The 12,672-nt window shown below is 67.9% G+C and carries 9 protein-coding genes and 2 tRNA genes; 2 read left to right on the top strand and 9 right to left on the bottom strand.

Annotated elements, in window-relative coordinates:
* Nucleotides 1-217: 217 nt before the first annotated feature.
* The 9 genes from VM221_10340 to VM221_10300 form a co-directional block, all read right to left on the bottom strand.
* The gene (locus tag VM221_10340; protein HUT75213.1) at nt 218-1,087 is read right to left on the bottom strand and encodes a shikimate dehydrogenase; all 870 of its coding nucleotides are present in this window, start codon (nt 1,085-1,087) and stop codon (nt 218-220) included.
* The gene (locus tag VM221_10335; GenBank protein HUT75212.1) at nt 1,084-1,587 is read right to left on the bottom strand and encodes a YqeG family HAD IIIA-type phosphatase; all 504 of its coding nucleotides are present in this window, start codon (nt 1,585-1,587) and stop codon (nt 1,084-1,086) included. The genes VM221_10340 and VM221_10335 overlap by 4 nt, the downstream gene beginning before the upstream one ends.
* Nucleotides 1,588-1,920: 333 nt before the next feature.
* Entirely contained in the window at nt 1,921-4,683 is a 2,763-nt protein-coding gene (locus tag VM221_10330; GenBank protein HUT75211.1) for a valine--tRNA ligase, read from the bottom strand.
* Nucleotides 4,684-5,333: 650 nt separating this feature from the next.
* Nucleotides 5,334-7,787, bottom strand: coding sequence for an endopeptidase La (gene lon, locus VM221_10325; protein HUT75210.1), 2,454 nt, complete (start codon nt 7,785-7,787; stop codon nt 5,334-5,336).
* A 162-nt stretch (nt 7,788-7,949) separates the two neighbouring features.
* Nucleotides 7,950-8,114: a hypothetical protein gene (locus VM221_10320; protein ID HUT75209.1), complete on the bottom strand. Its 165-nt coding sequence runs from the start codon at nt 8,112-8,114 to the stop codon at nt 7,950-7,952.
* Nucleotides 8,115-8,321: 207 nt separating this feature from the next.
* Nucleotides 8,322-8,912 (bottom strand): ATP-dependent Clp protease proteolytic subunit, encoded by a 591-nt coding sequence (locus VM221_10315; GenBank protein ID HUT75208.1) that lies wholly within the window; start codon nt 8,910-8,912, stop codon nt 8,322-8,324.
* A gap of 8 nt (nt 8,913-8,920) precedes the next feature.
* Nucleotides 8,921-10,258, bottom strand: coding sequence for a trigger factor (tig, locus tag VM221_10310; protein ID HUT75207.1), 1,338 nt, complete (start codon nt 10,256-10,258; stop codon nt 8,921-8,923).
* 69 nt (nt 10,259-10,327) lie between these two features.
* Nucleotides 10,328-10,404: transfer RNA gene (locus VM221_10305), tRNA-Gly, on the bottom strand.
* Nucleotides 10,405-10,469: 65 nt separating this feature from the next.
* Nucleotides 10,470-10,555 (bottom strand) — tRNA-Leu (locus VM221_10300).
* 592 nt (nt 10,556-11,147) lie between these two features.
* On the opposite strand from VM221_10300, the gene VM221_10295 reads away from it, so the two are divergent.
* Nucleotides 11,148-12,311: an alanine--glyoxylate aminotransferase family protein gene (locus tag VM221_10295; GenBank protein HUT75206.1), complete on the top strand. Its 1,164-nt coding sequence runs from the start codon at nt 11,148-11,150 to the stop codon at nt 12,309-12,311.
* A 13-nt stretch (nt 12,312-12,324) separates the two neighbouring features.
* Nucleotides 12,325-12,672, top strand: a 348-nt coding sequence (locus VM221_10290; protein ID HUT75205.1) for a hypothetical protein, incomplete at its 3' end; no start/stop codon positions are given.

The following is a 12,672-nucleotide window of genomic DNA, read 5'->3' as shown; positions in this document are numbered from 1 at the left end:
CTACTTGGGCAAGGGGCTGCCCCGACGCCTCCAATATACCGCTGCTCCCAAGGGGCCAAACATGCATCTGCCGGAGGGGGTTGGAAGACCTTGTGGGTCGGCTGCGATCCCAGGCCCGATGCCTTTGCCCCTCTTTCGGCGGCGGGGGCCCCAGTTCCTGCTTGCCCGACCGCGCAACCCGGCGCGCCTGCGCGCCGCCGATGCCGCACCGCAGGCCCTATCGCCCCAGCGCTCCCGCTACCGCCTCCTGCATGACCTCCACCGGGGCGGCCTGTCCGCTCCAGATGGTGAACGATTCCGCTCCTTGCAGTACCAGCATCCGCAGCCCCCCCACCGTCCGACAGCCCCGCCTGCGCGCCCCTGCCAGCAGCCGCGTCTCTACCGGATTGTACACCATGTCGAAGACGAGCATGTCTTTCCGCAGCCAGGTCTGCGGCACCGGCGCTGGCCGCGAGTGGTGGGGGTACATGCCGATGGGGGTCGCGTTGACCAATACATCCGCCGCCTCCACCGCGGAGCGCAGGGCCGGCCGCCTCCACTCTATGGCGGCGCCCACCGCCCCGCCAGCCGCCCGGCGCGCAAGCCCCGCCGTGCTTGCCGCCCGCTCTATCTCCACCGGCAGCGCGGCGACCCAGATGCGCGCCGCCCCCATCTTCGCCAACCCGACCACCGCCGCCCGCGCCGCGCCGCCCGCGCCCAATACCACCGCCGTGCGCCCGCGCAAGTTCCCCCCCGCCTCGGTGAGCGACCGCGTGAACCCCGCGACATCAGTGTTGTATCCGACCAGCTTGCCGTCCTGGCAGTGAACCGTATTGACCGCTCCCACCAGGTCCGCCACCGGCGTCACCTCGTCCACGGCGCGCAGGGCCAGCTCCTTGAGGGGGATCGTCACATTCACCCCGACGATGCCGAGCGCGGGCAGCGCCCGCAGGGCCTGCGCGAAGTCCTTCGGCGCCACCGCGAACGGAAGATAGCACCAATCGAGGCCCAGGTGGGCAAAGGCCGCGTTGTGCATCTGCGGTGAGACGCTGTGCCCGATGGGGTACCCGAAGAGGCCGACCAGCTTGGTCTTACCGGTAATGTTCATGTCTCGCTCCGGCGCAGTCGCCACAGCACGACGCGCTCCAGCACGCGCATGATCTTGGTGGCCGGGAAGTCGCGGCGGCTTAGTGGTCGCACGAGGATCGTGAACAGCCCCAGCCGGTTGCCGCCCATGACATCGGTGAACAACTGGTCGCCCACCAGGGCGGTGGTCGCGACCTCGGTGCCGAGCATCTCCAGCGCCCGCCGCAGCCCGCGCCGCGAGGGTTTGCCCGCCGGCGCCAGCCATAGCGCGCCGATGCGCTCGGCGATGCCGCAAACCCGCGCCTTGCCGCGCGCGTTGGAGGCGATACAGACCCCGATGCCGGCTGCCCGCGCTCGTTCCATCCAGGACGCGACCTCCTCGCGCACCTCGTCGCGGTTCCAGTCCACGATGGTGTTGTCGAGGTCCACGATCAGCCCCGCGATGCCAAGCTTTCGCAGTTGCTCGACACTGATGTCCCAGATCGCTTCGACCATCATATCGGGGCGCAGCAGCTTGAGCATCGGGGATTCTTATCCACAGATTCCCACAGATTCGCGCAGATTTCCGAGATGACCCACATTCGTAGCTGCAGAGCGTCGAAGGTGGCATCCGAGATGTCCACAATCTCCAGGCTCATAACCTGCTCACTGCCGTACACAGCGGCTAGGCCGTTGGCCGCTGGCTAGGCGGCTAGTAGCCGCCGCCATCCCGGCCCGACGAAGTCGGGACCTAGGGACGTGGCGGTCGCCTTGCGACCTAGCCACCGGGGGGCGGCTGTGCCACATGGATGCGATGAATCGCGCCCCTGCAATCTGTGCAATCCGCCTGGGGCGGACAAATCTGCGGATACTACCTCATCCCCCGAGGCGGGAAGCTAGAGCAGCCATGCGTTCGCGCAAGGCTACGGCCCGGCGCTCGGCGTCCTCGATGCGGGCGCGGGTTTCGGCTACCACTTTCTCCGACGCGCGCGCGATGAAGTTGGCATTATCCAGGCGCCCGCGCGTGCGCGCCAACTCGGCTTCCAGTGTCACCAGCTCCTTTTGCAGGCGGTCGCGCTCCCTGGCCAGTTCCTCAGCGGAGGCCACCGTGGACACCGACACCCGCACCTGCTCGCCCTCCCAGGGTATCACATCGGTGGCGACTTCGGCATCACCCGCCGGCTCGCCCAAGGTGATCGAGCTTGCATGGACGAGATGAGCAATCATGGCCTGACCGGCGGTCAGAGCCTCGGTCGCGCGCTTGCTATCGGGGGTGAGGATGATCTCCACCGCGGCCCCCGGTTCCACTCCGCGTTCGATGCGCAGACGCCGCGCCGAGGTGACTACCGCCATCACCAGGCTCATCGCCTCTTCCGCCTGTTGGTCTCGCAGCAGGGCGCGCCCTTCCGGCCCTTCGACTCCGCTCAGGACAGGCCACGGCGCGATCATGATGGACTCGCCGTCATGGGGCAGCGCTTGCCACAGCTCCTCGGTGATGAAGGGCATGAACGGATGCAGCAGCCTCAGAGTACGCTCGAACGTGTAGATCAACACGTCCTGGGTTCGCGTGCGCGCTGCGGGATCATCGCCGCGCAAGGCGGGTTTGGCTATCTCCAGATACCAGTCGCACAGCTCGCCCCAGAAGAAATCATAGAGCGCCCGCGCCGCTTCGTCCGCCCGATAGTCGCCCAAGGCCTGCGTCACCGTTTGCGTCGTCGCCTCGAGCCGGCTCAAGATCCAGCGGTCGGCGAGGGACACAGGCGAGGGCGCCTGTGCCACCCGGGCGCGCTCGTATGCCGCCTCATCGAGGTTCATGCGCACCATGCGCGCCGCGTTCCACAGCTTGTTGCAGAGGTTGCGCCCGGTCTCGACGCGCTCCATCTCGAAGCGCACCTGCTGGCCGCTCGACTGTGCGATGAGGCCGAAGCGCGTCGCATCGGCGCCGTACTTCTCCACCGTCTCCAGCGGATCCACGCCGGTGCCCAGGGACTTGCTCATGCGCCGGCCCTGCGCGTTGAGCACGGTGGCGTTGATGTAAACCTCGGGGTAGGGGATGTCGCCCATGAAGTGCAGCCCCATCATCACCATCCGCGCGACCCATAGGAAGATGATCTGACTCGAGGTCACCATGAGGTTGGTGGGGTAGAAGCATTCGAGCTCCGGGGTCTGCCGGGGCCAGCCCAGGGTCGCGAACGGCCACAGCGCGGAGCTGAACCAGGTGTCGAGGACATCGGGGTCCTGGGTCATCGCGCCGCCCCTCGACGCCGCTCGGGACGGCCCCCCTTCGCATCGCAGGGGCGGTCCTGAGCTTGTCGAAGGGCCGCCGCACGCGGGGCAGCGCTCGGGCGCGGACTTGGCCGCGACGACTCTGCCGCAGCCGCAGGTGTACACGGGAATGCGGTGGCCCCACCACAACTGTCGGCTGATGCACCAGTCACGGATATTGCGCATCCATTCGAGATACACGTCAGCCCAGCGCTCGGGCACGAACCGCACCCGCCCGCTCTCGACGACCTCGATGGCGGGCAGGGCCAACTCCTTCATGCGCACGAACCACTGCTCGGACAGCAGCGGCTCCAGCACCGTGCCGCAGCGCTCGCAGGCGGCCAGGGAGACGGCGTAGGGCTCAACCTCGACCAACCGTCCATCCTCCCGCAGCGCCGCCACCACCGCCTCGCGCGCCGCGAAGCGATCCATGCCGGCGAAACGCCCGGCGTCGGCGGTCATGCAGCCGTCGTCGCCGATGACCTTGACGCGCGGGAGGCCGTGCCGTTCCCCCGCCTCGAAGTCGTTGAGGTCGTGGGCGGGGGTAACCTTGACCGCACCGGTACCGAACTCGGGGTCGGCGTAGTGGTCGGCGATGATGGGTATCTCCCGCTCCACCAGCGGCAAGATCACGCGTTCCCCGACGACGTCGCGATAGCGCTCATCGGTGGGGTTGACCGCGACCGCGGTGTCGCCGAGCATAGTCTCGGGGCGGGTGGTGGCGACGACGACCGCGCCCTCGCGTGTCGCGTAGGGATAGGCGATGTGATAGAGGTGGCCGGGTGATTCCTGGTGCTCGACCTCGATATCGGAGATCGCGGTGCGGCAGCGCGGGCACCAGTTGGTGACCCGCTCGCCGCGGTAGATGTAGCCCTCGTCGAACAGCCGCACGAACGCCTCGAGCACGGCGTCGCTGTAAGCGGGGTCCATGGTAAAGCGATCCCGCCCCCAGTCGAAGGCGAAGCCGAGGGCGCGGAACTGCTCCTCGATGCGCCGTCCGTAGGCGTCTTTCCACTGCCACACGCGTTGCAGAAAGCCCTCGCGCCCCAGCTCGTAGCGCGTCACTCCCTCCTGGGCGAGTTGGCGCTCGACTACGTTCTGGGTGGCGATGCCGGCGTGGTCGGTACCCGGGAGAATCAGGGTCTGCTTGCCCGTCATCCGATGGTAGCGGCCCAGGATGTCCTGCACCTCATAGCACAACGCATGGCCCAGGTGCAGCTCGCCGGTGACGTTGGGCGGCGGGATGGTGATGCAGTAGCGCGGCTTGCCGGAATCCGCCTCGGCGTGGAAGTAGCCGCGTTCGTCCCAGAAGCGATACCATTTCGCTTCTACCGCATGTGGGTCGTATGTCTTCGGCAGTTGCGACGCGTCCATTCGGTCCTCCAGCATGTGGCACAGCCCGCCTGTCCTGAGTGGCTAGGTCGCGCCGCGGCTGCGCACCTTGGCAGGCGAGGACGCCTGCCCCACCGTGGGAACACTACAACGCAAAACGCCCCTCTCGCTCAAGTCCCTAGGCCGGAGGCCGGGATGGCGGCCCCAGCGGGGCCTAGCCAGGCGAAAGGAGCGCTTCCGCGGTGCCACCTTGATTGTCCGGGGCATTTGGGCGCGTGGTCTTCAGACCGCGCGAGAAAGCCGCGACTTCTGTAGGAAGTCGCGCCCAATCTCGTTGCCAGACGCGGCTCCTACAATGCCTGGGACATCTCTGGCGCGGTAACGGGCGTGCCCGGGGGCGGTTACGCAGGACTGCGGCCCTTCACCGTCCCGGCTCGGGGGCGACGTTCGCCGCCGGCGCTGTGCCGGCCCTCACACCCAAGCGGCTTCGCTGCGCGAATGTCCACCCGGGGCCGGCTCTCTGGCGAGCGCGAGGCGGCTACTCCTCCCCTTCTCGGCCTTTGGTGGGGGAATGATAGCAGGTAAGCGCGCGGCCCGTCAATCGCGACCGCGCCTCGGGGGAGCACTAGGGGGCACGGCGCCGCCGTGCCCCCGCAAGGCTGTGAATCCTGGGCGCGAGCCCCGCCCACGCTCTACATCACCCTTGACACCGAGGGCTGATCGGCGGCGCGGTCGGATCGGCGGAGGCGATCGCCGGCGGAGACGGTCTCGCCTGCGATCGGCGGCAGCAGCGCGACTTCCAGCACTTGGTCCATGCTCTCGACGAATACGAACTTGAGCTCGCGCTTGACCTGCGCCGAGATCTCATCGAGCTCCTTCTGGTTGTCCGCCGGCATGATGACCGTGGTCATGCCCGCGCGGTGAGCCGCCAACACCTTCTCCTTGACTCCGCCCACGGGCAGCACCCGCCCGCGCAGGGTGACCTCGCCGGTCATGGCCACATCCCTGCGTACCGCGCGCCGCGTGAGCGCCGAGATGAGGGCGGTGGCGAGCGTGATCCCGGCCGAAGGGCCATCTTTGGGGATGGCGGCGGCGGGAACGTGGATGTGCACGTCGAAACGCCGGTAGAAGTCCTCGTCAATGTCCAGCGATTTGGCTCGCGAACGGGTGTAGCTGAAGGCGGCCTTGGCCGACTCCTGCATGACCTCACCGAGCTTGCCGGTGAGGATGAGGTTGCCGCGGCCCTTCATCAGGGTGACCTCGATGGAGAAGATGTCGCCGCCGACCTCGGTCCAGAAGAGGCCGGTGGCGACCGCCACCTCGTCCTGGCGCTCGGCCATGCCGTGGCGGAAGCGAAGCGCGCCCAGGTACTTGTGCAGGCTCGCAGGGCCGATGGTGGCGGTGGTGGATTTGCCCTGGGCGACCCGCTTGGCCACCTTGCGGCAGACGTTGGCGACCTCGCGCTCGAGGTTGCGCACCCCGGCCTCGCGGGTGTAGTTGCGGACGATGGTGCGCAGCCCCTTCTCCGCGAATCTGGCGAGGTGGTCGGTGAGGCCGTGCTCCTTGATCTGCTTGGGCACCAGGAACAACTGCGCGATCTTGAGCTTCTCCTCCTCGGTGTAGCCCGGGAACTCGATGAACTCCATGCGGTCGCGCAGCGCCCACGGCACCGGGTCGGGGAGGTTGCCGGTGGTGATAAACATGACCTCGGATAGATCGAACGGCACCTCCAGGTAGTGATCGCTGAAGGCGTAGTTCTGCTCCGGATCGAGCACCTCCAGCAGCGCCGCCGCCGGATCGCCGCGGAAGTCAATGCCGATCTTGTCTATCTCGTCCATCATGAAGACCGGGTTGCGACTGCCGGCGGTCTTCATGCCCTGGATGATGCGGCCCGGCAGGGCGCCGACGTAGGTGCGGCGGTGGCCGCGGATCTCGCCCTCGTCGCGCATCCCGCCCAGCGAGATGCGCACGAAGCTGCGCCCGGTGGCGCGCGCGATGGAGCGCCCCATCGAGGTCTTGCCCACGCCCGGCGGCCCCATGAAGCAAAGGATGGGGCCCTTGGACTCGGGGTTGAGCTTGCGCACGGCGAGGTACTCGAGGATGCGCTCCTTGACCTTCTGGAGGCCGTAGTGATCCTCGTTGAGCACGCGTTCCGCGTCCGCGATGTCCAGGCGGTCCTCGCTGCGCTTGCTCCAGGGCAGGGTGACGAGCCAGTCGAGGTAAGTGCGCACCACCACCACCTCCGGCGACGCCGGGGGCATCTTCTCCAGGCGATCGAGCTCCTTGAACGCCTTCTCCTCGACCTCCTTGGGCATGCCGGCGGACTGGATCTGGCTGCGCAACTCATCCAGCTCCATGGTGCGATCGTCGCGCTCGCCCAGCTCCTGCTGCATCGCCTTGATGCGCTCGCGCAGGTAGAACTCCTTCTGCGTGTCCTCCAGCTCCTGCTTGACGCGCGAGTGGATCTTCTTCTCGATCTCCAGGATCTCGATCTCGTGGCCCAGGTGCGCCGCGATGCGCTCCAGGCGCGCCACCGGGTCCGCCAGCTCGAGGATCTCCTGCTTGACCTCGACCTTGAGGTCCAGGAAGCCGGCGACGAGGTCGGCGAGGCGTCCGGGATCGTTCACGCCGCCGGCATTCTCCAGCGCCTCCGGGGGGATGTTCTTGCCGAGCTCGATGCAGCGCGCGAACTGGGCGACCACGCTGCGCATGAGGGCCTCGACCTCGATCCCCTCGCGCGCGGGCTCGGCCATCACCTCCACCCGCGCGCGGAAGAACGGCTCGGTCTGCACGTACTCCAGCACGCGCACGCGCGCTACGCCCTCGACCACGACGCGGATGGTGTCGTCCGGCAGGCGCAGACTCTGCATGCTCTCGCCGACGGTGCCGACGCTGTAGAGGTCCTCGGCCCGCGGGTCGTCAATGTCCACGCTCTTCTGCGTCACCAGCAGGATGCGGCGCTCTTGCTCGAGCGCCTCCTCAAGGGCGCGCACGGACTTCTCGCGACCAACGAACAGCGGCATGATCATGTGCGGGTAGATGACCTGGTCGCGGATGGGCAGCACCGGGATGATCTCCGGCACCCGCTGGGTGGGCGAATCGCCACTCGGTGCTTCTGCTCGTTTCTTCGGCTTGACCTGACTCACGATGACCTCCCGCCGGCGATACGGTTGACTATTTCCACAGATGCCTGCGATTGCTGCGCGCCAGGAACCGACAGCATGACGTCCGTCGCCCACAAGCGCACATGTATTATTCCCACCTGCGAGCGTGGTTCCTGCGTCACGCGGGCACCAAGGCCGGGGATCTCAAGCGGCCTGCGACCGGCGCCGCCAGCGAGGTCCGACCTCGTCGCGGGTCAACAACAGGGGGGCGGCGCGGCGGCGCACGGTGTCCTCCGTCACCAGGCACCGGCGGATGCCGGTGAGCGACGGCAGATCGTACATGGTATCGAGCATGACCTCTTCCATCACCGAGCGCAATCCGCGGGCGCCCGCCGGTCGCGCCATAGCCCAGCAGGTCGGAGCACGCCGTCACGCATTCGGCGCAGATGGACACGCGCTCGCAGCCGGAGGAGATGAGGCGCTCCACCTGGCTGCGAGGCCGGCCGCAGAAGGAGCAGCGGCAGTCGTCTCGGCGTTTGCGGTCGTCGGTGGGGTGGCGCATGAGGGGGCGTGACCTTATTCGCTCGCGGGTGCCGGCGGCTGCTTCTCGAGCACCTGATCCACCAGGCCGTAGGCCCTGGCATCCTCCGCCGACATGTAGAAGTCGCGGTCGGCGTCGCGCGTGATCTTGTCCAGCGGCTGGCCGGTGTGCTTGGCCAGGATCTGATTGATGGTATCGCGCGTATGCAGCATCTCCCGCGCCTGAATGTCAATGTCGCTCGCCTGCCCGCCGACGCGGTCAACGTGCGGCTGGTGGATGAGGATGCGGCAGTTGGGCAGGGCGTAGCGATGACCCGGCTCGCCCGCGCCCAGCAGCAGCGCGCCCATGCTCGCCGCCAGACCGATGCAGTAGGTGTACACCGGCGGCGCGATCAGCTGCATGGTGTCGTAGATCGCCAGCCCGGCCTGCACCAACCCGCCGGGGCTGTTGATGTAGAGGTCAACCTTCTTGGTCGGATCCTCGCTCTGCAAGAATAGCAGTTGCGCGATCACCAAGTTCGCGACGGTGTCGTCCACCGCCCCGGTGATGAAAACGATCCGGTTCTGCAGCAGGCGCGAGTAGATGTCGAAGGCGCGCTCGCTCCCCCGAGGCCCGTGCACGACCATGGGCACGATCACGATTCTTCCTCCCGCGACTCGGCGGCCGTCGCCGCTTCGCCCTCACTAGTGATGTCGGCGTGATCCACCAGGAACTGGAGCACCTTGTGGTGATGCACGCGATTCGCCAGACGCACCACGTCGCGGTCATGCAACCGCTTGAGCACCCGCTCGACGCTGGTGCCGGCGCGACGCGCCATCCCAGCGATCTCGTCGGAGACTTCCGCCGACGAAACCTCGATCCCTTCCCGCCGGCCGATCTCCTCCAGCACCAACGCGCGCTTGAGGTGCACCCGCGCCTGCATCTCCTGCTCGCGCAGCCAGCGCTCGGCGTCGGTTCCGCGTTCGGCCAGATAGCGCTCGGGGTTGATGCCGTCGGCGCGCAACCGCTCCTCCAGTCGCCGTAGCTGCGCTTGCGCCTCCGCGCGCACCATCGCCGGCGGCAGCGTCATGGCGGTACTCGCGACGATCTGCTCCAGCAGCTCCATGTGCAGACGGTCTTCCCCATCCTCCTCGGCCAGGCGCGTCAGCGCCTCACGCATGCGCTCGCGCAGCTCCGACGCGGTCGCAACCCCGTGCGCCGCTTGCGCCATCTCGTCCGTCAGCTCCGGCACCACCCGTTGTCGGAGCTCGCGTACGGTCACGACGTATTCGCCCTGCTTGCCGGCCAGCGCCGCCTCCCGGTGGTCGGCGGGGAAGGTGGCCGTGATCCGAACTTGCCCGCCCGGCTGGAGCCCGACCAGTCTCTCGTTGAGCTCCGGGAAGAGATTATCGCTGCCGATCTGGCACGGATAACCGCGGGCGCCCTGCCCCTCCACCGCCTGCCCCGCGATCTCGAGGTCGTAATCCACCAGCGCGAGATCGCCCTCCTCGGCGGCGCGATCGCTTGCCGGCTCGTAGCGCGCATGGCGCTCGCGCACGGCCGTGAGCTGCGCCTCCACCTGCTCGTCGCTGACTTCAACCGCCGGGCGCACGGCGGTCAGCCCCCGGTACTCACCGAGCTCGACCTTGGGGCGCGGCGTCACCAGGGCGATGAAGGTGGCGGAGGCATCGTCCTCGACCTTCGCCGCTTCCAGCTCGGGCCGGCTGTAGGGCTCGACATCGGCCTGGCCGATGCCCTCTGTGACCGCTGCCGGCGCGAGCTCGTCGAGCGCGGAACGGCGCGCTTGTTCGATGCCGACTTGCTGTTCGAGCAGGGCGCGCGGCGCCTTGCCCTTACGAAAGCCGGGAACCGAGGCGCGCCGAGCGAGGTCGCGATAGATGCCGTCAACCGCGCGGCTCACTTCCTCGGCTTCGGCCTTGACGATGATGCGGACCCGTCCGTCTTCGAGCGTTTCCCGGGTGACTAGCTGCATCTGTTGGAAGTCCTGCCGTGAGCGCCGCCGCGGATGGCACCGGCCTGCGGCGGCGCTGAGAGAATAATGTGGAGCGGAAGAAGGGATTTGAACCCTCGACCCTCTCCTTGGCAAGGAGATGCTCTACCGGGCTGAGCTACTTCCGCTCGGCTGCGGCCGGCTATTCAGTTCCGTTCGCGCGCAGCATCGCCAGTGCCCGGCGGCGCGGTACTGGTGGGCGAGGAGAGATTCGAACTCTCACGGGGTTGCCCCCACAAGATCCTAAATCTTGCACGTCTACCGTTCCGCCACTCGCCCTAACGGCAGGCATGTCCGGCAGCGGCGGGCCCCTCCAAATGCATCCGCCGCGACGCGCGTTTCCACGCCCCGCGAGACGCCTGCGCGCCGATCGCGCGCAGGTAGAATCTACCATAGGGTGTAGGGGATGTCAATAGCGGCAGCCGGCGGCGTCGGCGGGTGTGACCTCGAACAGTGGCAATGGTCGCCATGCTGTAGAGGCGGCCCTGTGTGGTCACCCATTCACAGCGGCTAGGCCGTTGGCCGCTGGCTAGGCGGCTAGTAGCCGCCGCCATCCCGGCCCGACGAAGTCGGGACCTAGGGACGTGGCGGTCGCCTTGCGACCTAGCCACCGAGGGCCCCGATAGATGGCTAGGGCCGCCTGATCGGCCCGCCATGGCGGCCCGAAGGGCCTAGCCATCGGGATTCGGAAACGGCTGGGCCACATCCAAGTGCGCGACTACGCCACACCCACCGAAATAGGTCACACCCGCGCGCGGCCAGGAGCTCCGTTATTGCGAGAATGGCGACTCTGACAGGATTGCTTGACACCGCGCGCGCTCTCCCCGCATAATATGGCGCGTCGGTTCATGCTTGCCCACGGAGGTGCGCCTTGGAAGAGAAGCAACTGCTGATGATCCCCGGCCCGACCCCGGTCGCCCAGGCGGTGCTGCGCGCGTGCAGCAAGCCCATGATCAATCACCGCGGGCCGGAGTTCGCCCAGCTCCAGGATGAGTGCAATCGCGGGTTGCAGGCGGCCTTCAAGACGGAAAACGACATCCTCACCCTCACCTGCTCCGGCACCGGGGCGATGGAGGCGGCGGTGGTCAATACCCTGTCGCCGGGGGATAAGGTGCTGTGCCTGGTCATCGGCGCCTTCGGCGACCGCTTCGCGCAGATCGCCCAGACTTTCGGCGCCGAGGTCGAACGCATGGATTTCGAGTGGGGCCGGGCGGTTGACGAGAAGCAAGTGGCCGCGCGGCTGAAGCAGGATGCGAAGCGCGAGATCAAGGCGGTGCTGGTGACGCACAACGAGACCTCCACCGGCGTCACCAACGACCTGGCGGCGATCGCGGCGGTGGTGCGCGAGCACGGGGCGCTGCTGCTGGTGGACGCGGTCAGCAGTATGGTGGCGATGGATCTGCGCGCGGACGAGTGGGGGCTTGATGTGGTGGCGGCGGCGTCGCAGAAGGCGTTCATGCTGCCGCCGGGGCTGGCGTTCGTCTCCATGAGCGTGCGCGCGTGGGAGGCCAACGACAAGGCGAAGATGCACCGCTACTACTTCGATCTCAAAAAGGCGAAGGAGTTCCTGGATAAGAAGCAGACGCCCTGGACGCCGGCGCTGCCGCAGATGTACGGTCTCAAGGAGGGCCTGCGCCTGATCGCGGAGGAGGGGTTGGAGAACTGCTTCGCGCGACATGCGCGTCTGGGCTCCGCGGTGCGCGCGGCGTGCAAGACGATGGGGCTGGCGCTGTTCGCCGACCCCAAGCACGCCTCCAACGCGGTGACCGCGATTCTGGCACCCGAGGGCCTGACGCCCAAGCAGATCCGCGGCCTGCTGCTCGACAAGTACGGGGTGGTGCTCGCGGGCGGGCAGGGCAAGCTGCAGGACACGGTGTTTCGCATCGGCCACCTCGGTTATGTCAACGAGACCGATGTCATGACCACCCTGGCGGCGCTGGGGGCGGGGCTGCACGAGCTGGGCCTCAAGGTGGACCTCGGCGCGGCGCTCGACGCCGCTCACCGCGAGCTCACCGCGGCCGGCGCGAAGGGCTGAGGAGCGAACCGCCATGCCCACGCGCGCAAAATCCCAGAGACCAACCCGACCGGTCGGGGTGCCACACGCCAGGGCGAAGAAGCCGCAGCCGGCCTTTCGCGCGTTGGTGAGCGACCCCATCGCCGAAGAGGGCCTGGACATCCTGCGGCGCGACCCGGCGATCGCGGTGGTGGTCAAGACGGACCACACGCCGGACGAGCTCAAGCGCGCGGTCGCCCAGGCCGACGCGCTGCTGGTGCGCAGCCAGACCAAGGTGACGGCGGAGGTCATCGCGTCCGGGACGCGGCTCAAGGTCATCGCCCGCGCCGGCGTCGGCGTGGACAACGTGGAGGTGGCGGCGGCAACGCGGCGCGGTATCATC

The organism is Armatimonadota bacterium (assembly GCA_035527535.1).
Classification (GTDB): Bacteria; Armatimonadota; Hebobacteria.
The sequence above is the reverse complement of the archived record's forward strand: the minus strand, read 5'-3'. Positions and strand labels throughout refer to the sequence as shown.

Coding starts and splice junctions, on each gene's coding strand:
- VM221_10340 (HUT75213.1), bottom strand. CDS start 1,087: ATGAACATTACCGGTAAGACCAAGCTGGTCGGCCTCTTCGGGTACCCC.
- VM221_10335 (HUT75212.1), bottom strand. CDS start 1,587: ATGCTCAAGCTGCTGCGCCCCGATATGATGGTCGAAGCGATCTGGGAC.
- VM221_10330 (HUT75211.1), bottom strand. CDS start 4,683: ATGGACGCGTCGCAACTGCCGAAGACATACGACCCACATGCGGTAGAA.
- VM221_10315 (HUT75208.1), bottom strand. CDS start 8,912: ATGGTCGTGCACGGGCCTCGGGGGAGCGAGCGCGCCTTCGACATCTAC.
- tig (HUT75207.1), bottom strand. CDS start 10,258: ATGCAGCTAGTCACCCGGGAAACGCTCGAAGACGGACGGGTCCGCATC.